This window comes from Streptomyces gobitricini (genome assembly GCF_039532985.1).
GTDB lineage: Bacteria > Actinomycetota > Actinomycetes > Streptomycetales > Streptomycetaceae > Streptomyces > Streptomyces gobitricini.
Genome location: NZ_BAAASR010000014.1, coordinates 1 through 17,980 on the forward strand (window position 1 = coordinate 1; position 17,980 = coordinate 17,980).

The 17,980-nt window shown below is 72.7% G+C and carries 11 protein-coding genes; 7 read left to right on the top strand and 4 right to left on the bottom strand.

Annotated elements, in window-relative coordinates; genetic code table 11:
* On the bottom strand, window positions 1-1,804 hold a 1,804-nt coding region (locus ABD347_RS11560; RefSeq protein WP_344359873.1), incomplete at its 3' end, for a PIG-L family deacetylase.
* 352 nt (window positions 1,805-2,156) lie between these two features.
* Here ABD347_RS11560 and ABD347_RS11565 point away from each other — a divergent pair.
* Complete coding sequence (locus ABD347_RS11565; RefSeq protein ID WP_344359876.1) at window positions 2,157-5,141, top strand: bifunctional [glutamine synthetase] adenylyltransferase/[glutamine synthetase]-adenylyl-L-tyrosine phosphorylase; 2,985 nt, start codon at window positions 2,157-2,159, stop codon at window positions 5,139-5,141.
* 157 nt (window positions 5,142-5,298) lie between these two features.
* On the opposite strand, the gene ABD347_RS11570 is transcribed toward ABD347_RS11565, so the two are convergent.
* Genes ABD347_RS11570 through ABD347_RS11580 form a run of 3 tightly spaced genes read right to left on the bottom strand, consistent with a single transcriptional unit; the run spans window position 5,299 to window position 9,220 of the window.
* Window positions 5,299-6,183, bottom strand: a complete 885-nt coding sequence (locus ABD347_RS11570) for a phosphatase PAP2 family protein (protein WP_344359878.1) — start codon at window positions 6,181-6,183, stop codon at window positions 5,299-5,301.
* Window positions 6,184-6,219: 36 nt separating this feature from the next.
* Window positions 6,220-7,305 (bottom strand): LacI family DNA-binding transcriptional regulator, encoded by a 1,086-nt coding sequence (locus tag ABD347_RS11575; protein WP_344359880.1) that lies wholly within the window; start codon window positions 7,303-7,305, stop codon window positions 6,220-6,222.
* A gap of 25 nt (window positions 7,306-7,330) precedes the next feature.
* Entirely contained in the window at window positions 7,331-9,220 is a 1,890-nt protein-coding gene (locus ABD347_RS11580; protein ID WP_344359882.1) for a glycoside hydrolase family 13 protein, read from the bottom strand.
* A gap of 349 nt (window positions 9,221-9,569) precedes the next feature.
* Here ABD347_RS11580 and ABD347_RS11585 point away from each other — a divergent pair, with 349 nt between their 5' ends.
* The 6 genes from ABD347_RS11585 to ABD347_RS11610 all read left to right on the top strand — a co-directional run bounded on the left by ABD347_RS11585 (window position 9,570) and on the right by ABD347_RS11610 (window position 17,807).
* Entirely contained in the window at window positions 9,570-10,844 is a 1,275-nt protein-coding gene (locus ABD347_RS11585; protein WP_344359884.1) for an extracellular solute-binding protein, read from the top strand.
* A gap of 24 nt (window positions 10,845-10,868) precedes the next feature.
* The gene (locus ABD347_RS11590; RefSeq protein ID WP_344359886.1) at window positions 10,869-11,894 is read left to right on the top strand and encodes a carbohydrate ABC transporter permease; all 1,026 of its coding nucleotides are present in this window, start codon (window positions 10,869-10,871) and stop codon (window positions 11,892-11,894) included.
* On the top strand, window positions 11,891-12,760 hold the full coding sequence (locus tag ABD347_RS11595; protein WP_344359888.1) for a sugar ABC transporter permease: 870 nt from the start codon (window positions 11,891-11,893) through the stop codon (window positions 12,758-12,760). Before ABD347_RS11590 ends, ABD347_RS11595 begins: the two co-directional genes overlap by 4 nt.
* Before the next feature lie 163 nt (window positions 12,761-12,923).
* Complete coding sequence (locus tag ABD347_RS11600) at window positions 12,924-14,576, top strand: glycoside hydrolase family 13 protein (protein WP_344359890.1); 1,653 nt, start codon at window positions 12,924-12,926, stop codon at window positions 14,574-14,576.
* Window positions 14,564-15,673 carry a LacI family DNA-binding transcriptional regulator gene (locus ABD347_RS11605; RefSeq protein ID WP_425575626.1) on the top strand — a complete coding sequence of 370 codons (1,110 nt, stop codon included), beginning with the start codon at window positions 14,564-14,566 and terminating at the stop codon, window positions 15,671-15,673. The genes ABD347_RS11600 and ABD347_RS11605 overlap by 13 nt, the downstream gene beginning before the upstream one ends.
* 430 nt (window positions 15,674-16,103) lie before the next feature.
* On the top strand, window positions 16,104-17,807 hold the full coding sequence (locus ABD347_RS11610) for a carbohydrate-binding module family 20 domain-containing protein (protein WP_344359892.1): 1,704 nt from the start codon (window positions 16,104-16,106) through the stop codon (window positions 17,805-17,807).
* Window positions 17,808-17,980 lie beyond the last annotated feature (173 nt).

Here is a 17,980-nt window from a genome sequence, read left to right on the forward strand (position 1 = left end):
CCCCGCCCGGCGCGTCCAGCACCGGCGAGGCGTGGCCGCTCCCGGCGAAGCGGGCCGAGCGGACGTCACCGGAGGCGGGCTTGCGGAACCACAGCCGCACCCCGTCGGCACCGTCCGGCGCGGCGCTCAGCGCCACCGTGGTCGCCGGCAGGCCCGTCGCCGTCGGCCCGGTCACCGGCCCGCCCCGAGCGGCCCGCGTCCACGCCAGCACCGTCTTGGGCGTGCCCGCGAACACGTACCCGCGGCCCGCCGCGTCCGTCGCCGCCACCGGGTCGCCCCGCAGGTCCCGCCCGCCGGCCGGCCGCCACGGCCCCCAGCCGCCGTCCGCCCGCTGCGCGCTCACGCTCAGGGAGTGGCGGCCGTCGCGGACGTACACCGTCATCAGTCCCGCCCGGTCCACCAGCACCGCCGGCAGGCTGATGTCGGAGGTCGCCGCCTCGTCGTCCCGCTCCGGCGTCCCCAGCGAGCGCCACGCGCCGAACTCCCCGCCCGGCACCGACTGCACGGTCGTCACGACCTCGCGGCGGTACTCCCCGTCCAGTTCGGTCCGCGTGCCGAACACCGCGATCCGGCCGTCCGGCAGCCGCACCGACGTCACCCCGGCGTCCAGACCGGCACCCGGCCGCAGGACCGGCCCCGTCCACGGCGCGGCGCCGTCCTTGTGCCACACCGCCAGGCGGCCGTCGAGCACGGAGAACGCGTACAGCTCGCCCTTCCCCGGGCCCTGCCGCACCCAGGAGGCCGAGCCGCCCCGGGCGTAGCGGATCGACTGCGCCCAGCCGTGCCCGGCGGGACGGGCCGCCACCTTGCGGTCGCCGCAGCCCGCCGGGTCCTCGCAGTAGTCGGTGTGGTCCCACCACGCGTACGTCTTCAGCGTCCGCAGCTTCGCCCCCGTGGCGCGCGCGTCCAGCACGTGCGGCATGCCGCCGGTCGAGTAACCGAGGTAGTTCTGTACGGCGAAGGGGGGCCGGTCCGGCTTCTCCGCGTACCGGGCGAGCGCGGCCTGTGCGAACCGGGCGCCGTACATGTGGTCCTGGTGGTCGGAGAGCTTGCCGGCCCGGTCGTTCATGCCCGGCGTCGGGTCCATCATCCGTACGAAGGTGGGCTTGAAGCGGTCCAGGACACCGGTGAGCGTCTCGACGGTCTCGTCCCTGGTGTACGCGAAGCCGTCGCGGACCGGCGAACCGGCGGCGAGCTGCGACTCCAGGCGCTTCACCCGGCCGTCCCACAGGCCGTGCAGGCTGTGCGGCCGGTCGCCGGAGATGCTGCCCGCCTCGCGCAACTGGAGCCAGACCAGGCTGATCCGCGGCTTGGCGCGCAGCGTGTCCAGCTCGGCCCGGCCGCCGCCGGCGGTGGCGATGGAGGTGCGGTCCCAGGGGCTGGTGCGGTTGCCGGTGGCCATCTCGGCGTAAGCGGCGCGTATGCCGTTCTGCCGGGCCTCCGCGTACGCCGCCTTGTCGGCGCGCGGCGCGGGGTCCTGGCGGCGGGCGTTGCGGCCGTCGGACTCGCCGGCGGTGAGGTAGACGGAGGTGAGGCTGTGGCCGGAGGCTATGGACTGGCCGGTGTCCGGGTTCATGAAGAACAGGTCGTCGTCCGGGTGGGCCATGATCTGCACGACCGCCTCCCCGCTCGTCCGGACCGGCTTCACCGCCGCCGCCTCGGGCACACCCCGGCTCGGCACGTCGGACGCGTCCGACGACCCGGCGGTGACCGCCAGCGTCCCGCCCGTGATGCCGACCAGCACGGCGATCGGCGCGGCCAGGAACAGGCCGCGGCGGAAGGAGGGCAGGGCGGGGCGGGGCATGGGCGGCGGCTTCCGTGAGCGGGTGGAGTGGTGTCGGACCGGCAGGGAAGAGGGGCCGTGCCGCCGTCCGGTTGACCCGCTTGCGTGTGGGGTGCCTCACGCCCGTGGGGCCCGCGCGGGACGGACCGCCCGGCGGGGGCGGTGCGGGGTGGAGGCGGGTGCGGGTGGTGCGGGCGGTGCGGGGGCCTGGTGCCCTCCCGGCGCCTGGCCGGGGCCTGACGGGCGGTGCCGGGGGCCGATAGGCTCGGAGGCACGCGAAGGCGAGTGAGCCGGGCGGGAGCACGAGCCCCGTCGGCGGACGCGAAGGGCGCCCCGGAGGTGAACCGGGCCACAAGGAGTGGGGAGACCGCGGATGACCGGGCCGGGGCGCAGGAGCAGTACCTTCACCCGACTGCTGCGGTACGGCTTCACCGACCCCTCCGCCGCCGAGCGGCTCCTCGGGCTCCCCGCGCTGTCCACCGTGCGCGGCGACCCGGTCCTCCTCGACGCGCTCGGCGCCACCGCCGACCCCGACCTCGCGCTGCGCGGGCTCGTCCGGCTGACCGAGGCCCAGGGCGACGACGGCCGGCAGCTGCTCGGCACCGTCCTGAGCGCCAAACCGCTGCGCGACCGGCTGCTCGGCGTGCTCGGCGCCTCCGAGGCGCTCGCCGACCACCTGGCCCGGCACCCGCGCGACTGGGAGGCGCTCGTCACGTACGAGTCGACCGACCTGCACCCCGGCGTCGCGGACTTCGAGCGGGGGCTGGCCGGGGCGACCGATCCCGTGTCGCTGCGCGTGGCCTACCGCCGCTGCCTGCTGGCCATAGCCGCCCGAGACGTGTGCGGCACCACCGATGTCTCCCAGACCGCCGCCGAGCTGGCCGACCTCGCCACGGCCACCCTGCGCAAGGCCCTCGCCCTGGCGAGCGCGGCCGCCCCGGAGGACGCGGCGCTCTGCCGCCTCGCGGTGATCGCGATGGGCAAGTGCGGCGGCAACGAGCTGAACTACGTGTCCGACGTGGACGTCATCTTCGTCGGCGAGCCCGTCGACGGCGCCGACGAGGGCAAGGCGCTGCAGGCCGCGACCCGGCTGGCCTCCCACCTGATGCGCATCTGCTCCGAGCCGACGGTGGAGGGCACCATCTGGCCGGTCGACGCCAATCTGCGGCCCGAGGGCAGGAACGGCCCCCTCGTGCGCACCCTGTCGAGCCACCTCGCCTACTACCAGCGCTGGGCCAAGACGTGGGAGTTCCAGGCCCTGCTCAAGGCCCGCCCGGTGGCCGGGGACGCGCGGCTGGGCGCCGCGTACGTCGAGGCCGTCTCACCCCTGGTGTGGCAGGCCGCCGAGCGGGAGAACTTCGTCGCCGACGTACAGAAGATGCGCCGGCGCGTGGTGGACAACATCCCCGTCGCCCATGTCGACCGGGAGCTGAAGCTCGGGCCCGGCGGGCTCAGGGACGTCGAGTTCGCGGTGCAGCTGTTGCAGCTGGTGCACGGGCGCAGCGACGCCACCCTGCACAGCGGCACCACCCTGGAGGCGCTCAAGGCGCTGGCGGCGGGCGGCTACGTGGGGCGCGCCGACGCCGCCCAGCTCGACGAGGCGTACCGCTTCCTGCGGGCGATGGAGCACCGCATCCAGCTGTTCCGGCTGCGGCGCACCCACCTCGTCCCGGAGGGCGAGGAGGACCTGCGGCGGCTGGGCCGGTCCATGGGCCTGCGCACCGATCCGGTCGCCGCCCTGAACCGGGAGTGGCGGCGGCACGCGGCGGTGGTGCGGCGGCTGCACGAGAAGCTGTTCTACCGGCCGCTGCTGGACGCCGCGGCCCAGCTCACGCCGGGCGAGACGCGGCTGAGCGCCAAGGCCGCCGGGCAGCGGCTGGAGGCGCTGGGGTACGCCGACCCCGCCGCCGCCCTGCGGCACCTGGAGGCCCTGTCGTCGGGGGTCACCAGGAAGGCGGCGATCCAGCGGACGCTGCTGCCGGTGCTGCTCGGCTGGTTCGCCGACTCGGCGGACCCGGACGCCGGGCTGCTGGGGTTCCGCAAGGTGTCGGACGCGCTGGGGAAGACCCCCTGGTACCTGCGGCTGCTGCGGGACGAGGGCGCGGCGGCGGAGAACCTCGCGCGGGTGCTGTCCGCCGGGCGCCTCGCCCCTGACCTGCTGCTGCGCGCTCCGGAGGCGGTGGCGATCCTCGGCGCGCCCGAGGGCCTGCGGCCGCGCGGCCGCGAGCACCTGGAGCCGGAGATCCTCGCGGCGGTCGGCCGCGCGCAGGACGCCGAACTGGCGGTCGCCGTGGCCCGTGGCGTACGGCGCCGGGAGCTGTTCCGTACGGCCGCCTCCGACATCATCGGCTCGTACGGCACCGAGGAGAGCCCCGCCGAGGCCGACCCCGGCGCCCTCGTGGACCGGGTGGGCCAGGCCGTCACCGACCTGAACGCGGCGACCATCGCGGGCGCCCTGCGCGCGGCCGTGCGCGAGCAGTGGGGCGACACTCTGCCCACCCGCTTCGCCGTGATCGGTATGGGCCGCTTCGGCGGCCACGAGCTGGGCTACGGCTCCGACGCCGACGTGCTGTTCGTCCACGAGCCGCGCGACGGCGTCGACGAGCAGGAGGCCGCGCGGGCCGCCAACGCGGTGGTCACCGAGATGCGCCGGCTGCTCCAGCTCCCCACCGCCGATCCGCCGCTGCTCATCGACGCCGACCTGCGTCCCGAGGGCAAGAGCGGGCCCCTGACGCGTACCCTCAAGTCGTACGAGGCCTACTACCGCCGCTGGTCGCTGGGCTGGGAGAGCCAGGCGCTGCTGCGCGCCGAGCCGATGGCCGGCGACCCGGACCTCGGACGCCGGTTCATCGAACTGGCCGATCCGCTGCGCTACCCCGCGCGTGGCCTGGACGACGCCGCCGTGCGCGAGATCCGGCGCCTGAAGGCCCGGATGGAGACCGAACGCCTCCCGCGCGGCGCCGACCCCGCCCTCCACACCAAGCTGGGACGGGGCGGGCTGTCGGACGTCGAGTGGACCGTGCAGCTCCTCCAGATGCGTCACGGCCACGAGGTGCCGGGCCTGCGCACCACCCGCACCCGCCGTGCCCTGGCCGCCGCCCGGGACGCGGGTCTGATCGGCGAGCAGGACGCCCGGACGCTGGACGAGGCCTGGGTGCTGGCGACCCGGGTCCGCAACGGCGTGATGCTGGTACGAGGCCGGGCCGGCGACACCTTCCCGTCGGAGACCCGCGAGCTGGCGGCCGTCGGACGGTACCTCGGCTACGGCCCCGGGCACGCCGGCGAGATGGTCGAGGACTACCGGCGTACGACGCGGCGGGCGCGGGCGGTGGTGGAGGAGCTGTTCTACGGCACGTAGCGACGGGCCCGGAGGCGGACGTCCACCGCCGCGCGCCGACCCGTGCCCGCGTGCCGACCCGCCGCGCGCCGGCTCTCCGCGCCGATGCCGGACGATCCGTCCGGATGGCTGCCCCGGGCCACGGCCGCCACCAGCGCGGTGCCGTCAGCGCTGTACTTCAGCGGGGTGCCGTCAGCGACAGCGGCGGGTCCGCCCGCCGCACCACGTGGCGCGCCAGCCGGTGCGGCATGCTGCCGTACCAGGCGTACGCCAGCGCGTAGCCGAACGCCAGGCAGATCATGCCGCCCACCGCGTCCAGCCAGAAGTGGTTGGCGGTGGCGACGATGACCACGAGGGTGAGGGTGGGGTAGAGCAGGCCCAGGATCTTGCCCCAGGGCGCCTGGGCCAGGGCGAAGATGGTCAGGCCGCACCAGAGCGACCACCCGATGTGCATGGACGGCATGGCGGCGTACTGGTTGGACATGTTCTTCAGGTCGCCCGACGCCATGGACCCCCAGGTGTGGTGCACCAGCACGGTGTCGATGAACTTCTCGGAGGTCATCAGGCGCGGCGGGGCCAGCGGATACAGGTAGTAGCCGAGCAGGGCGACGCCGGTGGTGGAGAAGAGCACCAGGCGGGTGGCGGCGTACCGGCCCGGATGCCACCGGTACAGCCACACCAGGACACCGATGGTGACGATGAAGTGCAGCGTGGCGTAGTAGTAGTTCATCCCCACGATCAGCCACGTCACCGAGTCGACGGCGTGGTTCACGGTCTTCTCGACGGCGATGCCGAGGGACTGCTCCGCCCGCCAGATCCAGTCGGCGTTGCGCAGCGCCTCGGCCTTCTGCTCCGGCACGGCGTTGCGGATCAGCGAGTACGTCCAGTAGCTCACCGCGATCAGCAGGATCTCGAACCAGATGCGGGGGTGGCGCGGGGCGCGCACCCGCTGCCACAGGGTCCGGTCGTCCGCCACGCGGGCCGGGACCCGAGCGATGGGTGAATCCACCGGTGGTGCCGGGGCCTCACGGCCTTCCAGTGTCCTCACAGTCGTGTCACCCATGGGCCAAGAGTCTGCCAGAAAGGTCTACTCGGTCGATCATCCGTCAGTCGGGTCCTCATCGCCAGCGCTACGCCTTTCGGAGGATGGCCTTTCGGCGGACCGCTGGCCCTGTGGGCCGGAGGCGGTGGAACCGCGGACGACCAGTTCGGGCATGAAGACGAACTCGCTGTGGGGGGCGGGGGTGCCGCCGATCTCCTCCAGCAGGGCCCTCACCGCTGCCTGGCCCATCGCCTGGACCGGCTGGCGGATGGTGGTCAGCGGCGGGTCGGTGAAGGCTATGAGGGGGGAGTCGTCGAAACCGACCACGGAGACATCACGGGGGACGTGCAGGCCCTTCTGCCGGGCGGCGCGTATGGCACCCAGTGCCATCATGTCGCTGGCGCAGACGACGGCGGTGCAGCCCCGGTCGATCAGCGCCGTCGCGGCGGCCTGCCCGCCCTCAAGGGTGTAGAGCGAGTGCTGGACGAGTTCCTCGCACTGGTCCGGCGCCAGTCCCAGCCGGGCCTGCATACCGAGCCGGAAGCCCTCGATCTTGCGGAGGACGGGCACGAACCGCTTCGGGCCGACCGCGAGGCCGATCCGGGCGTGCCCGAGGGCGGCGAGGTGGGTGACGGCGAGCTGCATCGCCGCCCGGTCGTCGGGGGAGACGAACGGCGCCTGCACCTTGGGGGAGAAGCCGTTGATGAGCACGTACGGGACACCCTGGCCGCGCAGCTGGTCGTAGCGCGTCATGTCGGCGGTGGTGTCGGCGTGCAGTCCGGAGACGAAGATGATGCCGGAGACGCCGCGCTCGACGAGCATCTCGGTGAGTTCGTCCTCGGTGGAGCCGCCGGGGGTCTGGGTGGCGAGGACGGGGGTGTAGCCCTGGCGGGTCAGGGCCTGGCCGATGACCTGGGCCAGGGCCGGGAAGATGGGGTTGTCCAGCTCGGGGGTTATCAGCCCGACCAGTCCGGCGCTGCGCTGGCGCAGCCGTACGGGACGTTCGTAGCCGAGCACGTCGAGGGCGGCCAGCACTGACTGACGGGTGGCCGCCGCCACACCGGGCTTGCCGTTGAGCACGCGGCTGACTGTGGCTTCGCTGACCCCCGCCTGGGCTGCGATGTCGGCTAGCCGCGCGGTCATGGGATGCGACTGTACCGGCCGCACGTCAGCTTGCCCACCAGACGCAGGACTCGGCGGCGAGGAGGACGGTCTGTCCGCCGTCGCCGGGGCCCGCTCCGACCGCCGACTCCCGCGCGGGCGGCGGCACTTTGAGCTCCGGGCCGGCGCACCCGCCGGGCTGCCCGGCACCGTCGCGGGCACCGCCCCCGGCGGGTACGGCACCGCCGGTGGCGGCGGCATCCGCGGTGGTGGTCCCGGGGGTGGTGGCGGTCCCGGGGGCGGCGGGCGGTGGGACGGCCACCGTGCCGTCGGCGGGTGACGCGGGTGCCGGCGTACTCGCCAGCAGCACCCGGCTCCCCGGGGCGCGCAGGGCCACCGGGTGGTCGGTGAGGTTGACCGTGCACACCAGGTCGCCCTGCCACGGGCCGGTACCCGTGCCCCGCGCGCGGCGGCGGAAGGCCAGCACCCCGTCGGGCGCGGGCAGCCACTCCACCGCGTCGCCCGCGCCGAGCGCCGGGTGCTCGCGGCGCGTCGCGAGGGCGGCGCGGTACAGCTCCAGCGTCGAGTCCGGGTCGCCGGTCTGGGCCTCGACCGACAACCCGCGCCACGAGGGGGGCTGCGGGAGCCAGCTGCCCCCGGGGCCGAAGCCGTACGAGGGCCCGTCGGCCGTCCACGGGATCGGCACCCGGCACCCGTCGCGCAGCCCGTCCTGGCCCTCGCCCCGGAGGAACGCCGGGTCCTGGCGTACCTCGTCGGGCAGCTCGGTGACCTCGGGCAGCCCCAGCTCCTCGCCCTGGTAGACGTACGCCGAACCGGGCAGCGCCAGCATCAGCAGCGCCGCCGCCCGCGCCCGGCGCAGCCCGGTGGCGCCCTCGCCGTACCGGGTGGTGTGGCGGACCACGTCGTGGTTGGACAGCACCCACGTGGTCGGCGCGCCCACGGACGTGGTGGCCCGCAGCGAGTCGTCGATGACCCGCCGCAGCGCGGCCGCGTCCCAGGGGCAGTTCAGGAACTGGAAGTTGAACGCCTGGTGCAGCTCGTCGGGGCGTACGTACAGCGCCAGCCGCTCCGCCGACGGCGCCCACGCCTCGGCGACGGCGATGCGCTCGCCCTCGTACGTGTCGAGGAGCCGCCGCCAGGCGCGGTGGATCTCGTGCACGCCGTCCTGGTCGAAGAAGGGCAGCTGCTGGGCGCCGATCAGCCGCGCCTGCTCCCCGTGCCCGATATCGGGCATCCCGGGCGCCTTGACCATGCCGTGCGCGACGTCGACACGGAACCCGTCGACCCCGAGATCCAGCCAGAACCGGAGCACGGAGTCGAACTCGGCCCTGACCTCCTCGTTGTCCCAGTTCAGGTCCGGCTGCTCGGGCGCGAACAGGTGCAGGTACCAGTCACCGTCGGGCGCGCGCGTCCAGGCGGGGCCGCCGAAGACGGACTCCCAGTCGTTGGGCGGCAGCGCGCCGTCCGGCCCCTTGCCGGGGCGGAAGTGGTAGCGCTCGCGGCCAGCGCCGGCGAGCGCCTCGCGGAACCACGGGTGCCGGTCGGACGTGTGGTTCGGCACGATGTCGACGATCACCCGCAGTCCCAGGTCGTGGGCCGTGCGCACCAGGTCGTCCGCGTCCGCGAGGTCCCCGAAGACGGGGTCGACGGCGCGGTAGTCGGCCACGTCGTAGCCGCCGTCGGCCTGGGGCGAGGCGTAGAAGGGGGTGAGCCACACCGCGTCCGCGCCCAGGCGGGCCAGGTGCGGGAGCCGCTCGCGGGCCCCGCGCAGGTCGCCGATGCCGTCGCCGTCGCTGTCGGCGAAGGACCTGACGTACACCTGGTAGATGACGGCGTCGCGCCACCATCCCGGGCGCTCGCTGGAAGAGCTTGCACGGCAGCTTGCACGGCGCGGGTCCTCCGGCGCCTGGACGGACGAGGTCAGCTCGTGGGCCATGTGCGGTGTCCCTCTCGGTGGGCCGGGATGGGGGCTACGTACATCTAACGAGGTGGGGGCGGTAATGAAACGGTCCTGCAAGTCTTTACGAAAAGGCTTGCAGAGGCCTGCGGAGCCGCGCAAGCCCGCCGCACCGCCCCTGTCAAGCGATGCGTCGGCAACCGTAGGGACACGTGGATGTAACGATCAGCCCGCCTTGCAGAAATTTCCCGCAAGGTCTTTCGGCGCGTTTTCATCCCTGTTACGTTCCTGGCAACCCGGCGCGCCGCGAGGGAGCGGTCTGCAGGAGGCACGAGATCCGGACATGTGATCCGCCTTCGTCTTCCCGGGATCAGTTGAAGGAGTTCACATGCGGCGTGGCATAGCGGCCACCGCGCTGGTCGCGGCCCTCGGTCTGACGACGGCGGCGTGCGGAGGCGACGGCGACAAGCAGGGCGGGACCAACAGCTCCGGCGAGCTGACCGGCACCGTCACCTTCTGGGACACCTCGAACGAGGCCGAGAAGGCGACGTACCAGTCCCTGGCCGAGGGCTTCACCAAGCTGCACCCCAAGGTCAAGGTCAAGTACGTCAGCGTGCCCTTCGGCGAGGCCAACGCCAAGTTCAAGAACGCGGCCGGCGGCAACTCGGGCGCCCCCGACGTGATGCGCACCGAGGTCGCCTGGGTCGCCGACTTCGCCAGCCTCGGCTACCTCGCCCCGCTCGACGGCACCCGCGCCATCGAGAACCAGGGCGACTGGCTGCCGCAGGCCGCCGCGAGCACCAAGTTCGACAACAAGACCTACGCGGTCCCGCAGGTCATCGACACCATGGCGCTCTTCTACAACAAGCGGATGCTCAAGGAGGCCGGCGCCGAGGTCCCCACCACCCTGGAGGCGCTGAAGGACGCGTCGGCCAAGATCAGCAAGAAGTGGCCCGGCAAGACCGGCCTCTACCTGCGCGGTGACGACCCGTACTGGTTCCTGCCCTTCCTGTACGGCGAGGGCGGCGACATGGTCGACGCCAAGAGCAAGAAGATCACCATCGACGACCCGTCGGGCGTCAAGGCGTACAAGACCATCAAGGACCTGGTCGACTCGAAGGCGGCGATCACCGACGCCTCCGACGGCTGGAACAACATGCAGAACGCGTTCAAGTCCGGCAAGGTCGCCATGATGCTCAACGGCCCGTGGGCCATCGCCGACTCGCGCGCCGGTGCCGAGTTCAAGGACCCGAAGAACCTGGGCATCGCGCCCGTCCCGGCCGGCAGCGCCGGACAGGGCTCCCCGCAGGGCGGCTGGAACCTGTCGGTCTACGCCGGGTCCAAGAACCTCGACGCCTCCTACGAGTTCGCCAAGTACATGAGCTCGGCCCAGGTGCAGCAGCAGACCACCGAGAAGCTCAGCCTGCTGCCCACCCGCCTCTCCGTGTACACGAAGCCGAGCGTCTCGGGCAACGAGATGGTCCAGTTCTTCAAGCCCGCCGTCGACAGGGCAGTCGAGCGTCCGTGGATCCCGCAGGGCAACGCCCTCTTCGAGCCGATCCGCCTCCAGATGGCCAACGTCCTGGGCGGCAAGACCAGCCCGGAGAAGGCCGCCCAGGAGACGGGCGACGCCTACCGCAAGATGCTCAAGGACTACAAGTAAGCAGTGGGAAGGGCTGACCGACCAATGGCTGTCGAGACCAGCCAGTCGGTGGCGAAGGCCGCGGGCGCCAGGAGCGCCCGCGGCCGCGGCCACCGCACTGACAACACCCCTCGGTCCCCGGGGCCGGGCCGCCTGCGCAGAGCGCTGAGCACCCACTGGTACGCCTGGAGCATGATCGCTCCGGTGGTGGCCGTGATCGGCGTGATCATCGGTTACCCGCTGGTGCGCGGCATCTACCTGTCGCTGACGGACGCCAACGAGGCCAACGTCGAGCGCACGATCGGCGTCAACCACATCCCGGCGACGTACGAGTTCGTCGGCCTCGAGAACTACAAGGCCGTCCTCACCGACGACGTGTTCTGGGACCGGCTCGGCTGGACCGTGGTGTGGACCGTCAGCTGTGTCGCCCTGTCCTTCACCCTCGGCCTCGCCCTGGCCAACATGCTCAACCGCAAGCTCAGGGGCCGCACGTTCTACCGCATGGCCCTCATCCTGCCGTGGGCCGTCCCCGCCTTCGTCTCCGTCTTCACCTGGCGGTTGCTGTTCAACGAGCGCAGCGGCCTGTTCAACCAGCTCCTCACCGGCGGCGGCATCGACGCGATCTCCTGGCTGAACGACCCCACCTGGGCGAAGGTCTCCGTCATCGCCGTCAACGTCTGGCTGGGCGTGCCGTTCATGCTCGTCGCCATGCTGGGCGGCCTCCAGTCCATCCCCGGCGAGCTGTACGAGGCCGCCGAGATGGACGGTGCGACCGCCTGGCAGCGGTTCCGCCACATCACGCTGCCGGGTCTGCGGCCGGTCTCCGGCACGGTGATCCTGCTCAGCTCCATCTGGACCTTCAACATGTTCCCGGTGATCTTCCTGCTCACCCGGGGCGGGCCGGGCGACGCCACCGAGATCCTGGTGACGTACGCCTACCGGCTCTCGTTCGTCGTCAGCCCGCGCGACTTCGCGGGATCGGCGGCCTGGGGCGTGCTGATCCTGGCGCTCCTGTCGCTGTTCGCGGTGGTCTACCGCCGCGCGCTCCGCAAGCAGGGAGACATGTGGTGAGCACCGACACGCAGACCGCTCCGACGCGCAAGGTACGGCCCCGTGGCGAGCGTTCCCCGCTCGCCTCCGCGGCGCTCCACCTGACGCTGCTCGTCGCCACCCTCGCCGCGGTCTTCCCGCCGCTGTGGCTGGTGGTCACGTCGTTCAAGCCGAAGACCGACGCCTTCGACACCTCGTTGGTCAAGAACTTCACCCTGGGCAACTACGGCCACGTCATCTCCGACACCCAGTTCCTGGCCTGGTTCGGCAACTCGCTGGTGGTCGTGGGCGTCACCACCGTCATCGGCGTCTTCATCTCCGCCACCACCGGCTACGCCGTCAGCCGCTTCCGCTTCCCGGGCCTGCGGCCCCTGATGTGGTTGCTGCTGATCACCCAGATGTTCCCGGTCGCGGTCCTGATCGTGCCGCTGTACAACCTGCTGGCCTCGCTGGGCATGCTGAACCAGCCGGTCGGCCTGATCATCACGTACCTCACCGTCGCCGTGCCGTTCTGCGCCTGGATGATGAAGGGGTACTTCGACGGGATCCCCGCCGAGATCGACGAGGCGGGCCGGGTCGACGGCCTCAGCCCGTTCGGGACCTTCTGGCGGCTGATCATGCCGCTCGCCAAGCCCGGCCTGGCCGTCACCGCGTTCTACACGTTCATCACCGGCTGGGGCGAGGTCGCCTACGCGTCCGCGTTCATGACGGGTGAGGAGAACCTCACCCTCGCCGGCGGTCTGCAGACCTTCGTGAACCAGTACACGGCCGACTGGGGTTCGCTGACCGCCGCGGCCGTACTGATCGCCGCGCCCGCCGCGGTCGTCTTCGGCCTCGTCCAGCGCCACCTGGTCTCCGGCCTGACGGCCGGCGCCACCAAGTCGTAGGGGCGACGGCGGACCGCGCGTCACGCCCTCCCCGCGCGCCGGCCACGGCCCGCGCGGGGGGCGGGCCGCGCGTCGTCCGACGCCCTCCGTATCCCGGTCCGCGGCGCCGGCCCGGCCTTTTCCCGGGCCGGCGGCCGCTCCACTCCTCCACTCCAGGGAAGACATGACCCAGCATCTCGCTGCCCCCGCCGCCCCCGCCACCGGCACGCACACGGGCTGGTGGAGAGACGCGGTGATCTACCAGGTCTATCCGCGCAGCTTCGCCGACGGCAACGGCGACGGCATGGGCGACCTGGAAGGCATCCGCAGCCGGCTGCCGTACCTGAAGGACCTCGGCGTCGACGCCGTCTGGCTCAGCCCCTTCTACGCCTCGCCGCAGGCCGACGCCGGGTACGACGTCGCCGACTACCGCGCCATCGACCCCATGTTCGGCAACCTCCTCGACGCCGACGCGCTGATCCGCGAGGCCCACGGGCTGGGACTGCGCGTCATCGTCGACCTGGTGCCCAACCACTCGTCCGACCAGCACGAGTGGTTCCAGCGCGCGCTGCGCGAGGGCCCCGGGTCGCCGCTGCGCGACCGCTACCACTTCCGCGCGGGCAAGGGCGCCGACGGCTCCCAGCCGCCGAACGACTGGGAGTCCATCTTCGGCGGCCCGGCGTGGACGCGCGTCGAGGACGGCGAGTGGTACCTGCACCTCTTCGCGCCCGAGCAGCCCGACTTCAACTGGGAACACCCCGCCGTACGCGACGAGTTCCGCTCCATCCTCCGCTTCTGGCTCGACATGGGCGTCGACGGCTTCCGCGTCGACGTCGCCCACGGCCTGGTCAAGGCGGCCGGCCTGCCCGACATCGGCGCCCACGACCAGCTCAAGCTGCTCGGCAACGACGTCATGCCGTTCTTCGACCAGGACGGCGTCCACGAGATCTACCGCAGCTGGCGAGAGGTCCTGGAGGAGTACGACGGGGAGCGCGTCCTCGTCGCCGAGGCCTGGACCCCGACCGTCGAGCGCACCGCCAACTACGTACGCCCCGACGAGATGCACCAGGCGTTCAACTTCCAGTACCTGGGCACCTACTGGGACGCCGCCGAGCTGCGCCGGGTCATCGACGCCTCGCTCGCCGCGATGCGGCCCGTGGGCGCCCCCACCACCTGGGTGCTGTCCAACCACGACGTGACCCGGCACGCCACCCGGTTCGCCAACCCGCCCGGCCTCGGCACCCAGCTGCGCACGCCCGGCGACCGCGAACTCGGGCTGCGCCGGGCGCGGGCGGCCACGCTGCTGATGCTGGCGCTGCCCGGCTCCGCGTACGTCTACCAGGGCGAGGAGCTCGGCCTGCCGGACGTCACGGAGCTGCCCGACGAGGTGCGCCAGGACCCGTCGTTCTTCCGGGCCACCGGCCAGGACGGCTTCCGCGACGGCTGCCGGGTGCCGATCCCGTGGACGGTCGAGGGATCCTCGTACGGCTTCGGCAGCGGCGGCAGCTGGCTGCCCCAGCCGGCCGCCTGGGGGGCGCTGAGCGTCGAGGCCCAGACCGGGGACCCCGGTTCCACCCTGGAGCTGTACCGCAGCGCGCTGGCCGTGCGCCGCGAGCAGCCCGGGCTGGGCGCGGGCGACGGCGTGGAGTGGCTGGACGCGCCCGAGGGCGTGCTGGCCTTCCGGCGCGGCGGCTTCGTGTGCCACGCCAACACCACGGGGCGCGCCGTGCGGATAGCGGTGCCCGGCCGGATGCTGCTCGCCAGCGAGCAGGTGCGCACCAGCGTGGACGGCACCGCGGAGCTGCCCGCCGACACCACCGTCTGGTGGGCGGTGTGACGATCCTGTCGCCTCGCGGCGACGCACGGACCGAGTCGCGGGGCGACGGAGGAGGGGGCGCCCCGCGGCTCGCGGACATCGCCGCGCAGGCCGGCGTCAGCGAGGCCACGGTCAGCCGGGTCCTGAACGGCAAGGCGGGCGTCGCCGGGCCGACCAGGACCCGTGTGCTGGCCGCCCTCGACGTGCTCGGCTACGAGCGGCCGGTGCGGCTCAAGCGGCGCAGCGCCGGCCTGGTGGGCCTGGTCATCCCGGAGTTGACCAACCCGATCTTCCCCGCGTTCGCCCAGGTCATCGAGCAGGTGCTGGCCGGGCACGGCTACACGCCCGTGCTGTGCACCCAGATGCCGGGCGGCGCCACCGAGGACGAGCTGGTCGAGCAGCTGGAGGAGCGCGGCGTCACCGGCATCGTGTTCCTCTCCGGGCTGCACGCCGACACGAGCGCCGACCCGTCCCGGTACCTCAAGCTGGCGGCCCGGGGCGTGCCGTTCGTGCTCATCAACGGCTTCAACGAGCACATCGACGCCCATTTCGTCTCGCCCGACGACCGCTCGGCCGCCCGCATGGCGGTGCGGCACCTCGTCGAGCTGGGGCACGAGCGGATCGGGCTGGCCATCGGGCCGACCCGGTACGTCCCCTCGCGGCGCAAGGCGGAGGGGTTCACGGAGGCGTTGCGCGCCCTGCTCGGGGCCGGTGTCGAGGAGGCGGAACAGCGAGTCCAGCAGACCCTGTTCGGGGTCGAGGGCGGCCACGCGGCGGCCGGGACGCTGCTGGACCAGGGCTGTACGGGGATCGTGTGCGCCAGCGACCTGATGGCGCTCGGCGCCGTACGGGCGGTGCGCGCGCGAGGGCTCGACGTGCCCCGGGACGTGTCGGTGGTCGGCTTCGACGACTCGCCGCTGATCGCGTTCACGGACCCGCCGCTGACGACGGTGCGCCAGCCGGTGCAGGCGATGGCGACGGCGGCGGTGGACGCGCTGCTGGAGGAGATCGACGGCAATCCGGTGCTGGGGGCGCCTCCCAGCGGCAGCTGGGGGAGGACGGAGTTCGTCTTTCAGCCGGAGCTGGTGGTACGGGGGTCCACCGCCCAGCGCAGGTGAGTCAGTGAGAGGGCCCGGGGCCTGCCCGTGATCGGGCGTGGCGGGGTCTTCATCGGCCCCGGGCCTCCCGGCTCGTGACGCCGTCCGGTCCCCGGTCGGGGTCCGGTCCGGCGTGCCCGGCCCGGCCGGCCGGGCGCGTGGGGCCCCGGGGTACGGGGACCCCCGGCCGACCGGACCGGAGTCGTGATTGAACGTAACACCACTGCAAGTGCTTGCGAAAGGTCTTGCAGGGATGGACCGGGCGGATTTCCCTCACGTGAACCACGTGTGTCGAAAGGGTTGACCGCGTCGCGGGGGGCTCGTACGGTCACGACCGAAAAGTATTGCTGCTTTCTTGCAGCAAGAAGATTCACAGGGCCTTGCGGGCATGGCGCGTTGCCGTACGAGGCTGCATCGTCGCAACCGCACCTCCCATTCCCCAGGAGGAAACATGGCCAGAAAGACCGTGGCCGCCGCGCTCGCCCTCGTGGCGGGAGCCGCTGTGGCCGTCACGGCGCCCCCCACACCCGCCGAGGCCGCCCCGCCCGGCGACAAGGACGTCACCGCCGTGATGTTCGAGTGGAACTTCGCCTCGGTGGCCAAGGCGTGCACCGACACGCTCGGCCCGGCCGGGTACGGGTACGTCCAGGTCTCCCCGCCGCAGGAGCACATCCGGGGCGCCCAGTGGTGGACCTCGTACCAGCCCGTCAGCTACCGGATCGCCGGCCGTCTGGGCGACCGGGCGGCCTTCCAGTCCATGGTGAACACCTGCCACGGCGCGGGCGTCAAGGTCGTCGTCGACACCGTCATCAACCACATGGCGGCGGGCGACGGCACCGGCACCGGCGGCTCGTCGTACACCAAGTACGGCTACCCGGGCCTGTACTCCTCGCCCGACATGAACGACTGCACCGCGCAGGTCACCAACTACCAGGACCGCGCCAACGTCCAGAACTGCGAACTCGTCGGCCTCGCCGACCTGGACACCGGTGAGGAGTACGTCCGCACCAAGATCGCCGGCTATATGAACGACCTGCTGTCGCTCGGAGTCGACGGCTTCCGCATCGACGCCGCCAAGCACATGCCGGCGAACGACCTCGCCGCCATCAAGGCCAAGCTCACCAACCCGGGCGCGTACTGGAAGCAGGAAGCGATACACGGAGCCGGCGAGGCGGTCTCGCCCGGCGAGTACCTCGGCACCGGCGACGTCCAGGAGTTCCGCTACGCCCGCGACCTCAAGCGCGTGTTCCAGAGCGAGAACCTCGCCGCCCTCAAGAACTTCGGCGAGGGCTGGGGCTACATGGAGTCCGGCAAGTCCGCCGTCTTCGTCGACAACCACGACACCGAGCGCGTCGGCGACACCCTGAACTACAAGAACGGCTCCGCCTACACGCTCGCCGGCGTCTTCATGCTGGCCTGGCCGTACGGCTCCCCGGACGTCCACTCCGGCTACGAGTGGACCGACAAGGACGCCGGTCCGCCCAGCGGCGGGAACGTGAGCGCCTGCTACAGCGACGGCTGGAAGTGCCAGCACGCCTGGCGCGAGATCGCCTCCATGGTCGCCTTCCGGAACGTGGCCCGCGGTCAGGGCGTCACGAACTGGTGGGACAACGGCGGCGACCGGATCGCCTTCGGGCGCGGCACGAAGGCGTACGTCGCCATCAACCACGAGACGTCCTCCCTCACCCGTACGTTCCAGACGTCGCTGCCCGCCGGCGACTACTGCGACGTGCAGAGCGACCGGCCCGTCACGGTCAACGGATCCGGCCAGTTCACGGCCACCCTCGGCGCGGGCACGGCCGTCGCGCTGCACGCCGGGGCGCGCACGTGCGGGGCCGGCTCCACGACCCCGCCGTCCGCCACCACCGGCGCGTCCTTCTCCGTCAACGCCACCACCGACCCGGGCCAGAACATCTACGTCACCGGGAACCAGTCCGCCCTCGGCAACTGGAACACCGGCAGCGCGCCGAAGCTGGACCCGGCGGCCTACCCGGTCTGGAAGCTCGACGTGGCGCTCCCCGCGGGCACGTCCTTCGAGTACAAGTACATCCGCAAGGACGCCTCGGGGAACGTCACCTGGGAGTCGGGGGCCAACCGCACCGCCACCGTCCCTGCCTCCGGGACGGTCAGCCTGAACGACACGTTCCGCTCCTGACCCCGGGCGCCGCGCCGCCCCCGCGGTCCGCGCCCGCTCCGGCGGTCCGGCGGTCCGCACTCGCCCCGGCGGCCCGGAGCCGCCGCGCCGCCGGAGCACCCGGGCCCCGGAGCCCAGGAGCCCGAAGCCTCGAAGCACCCGGGCCCAGGAGCCCGGAGCCTCGAAGCACCGGA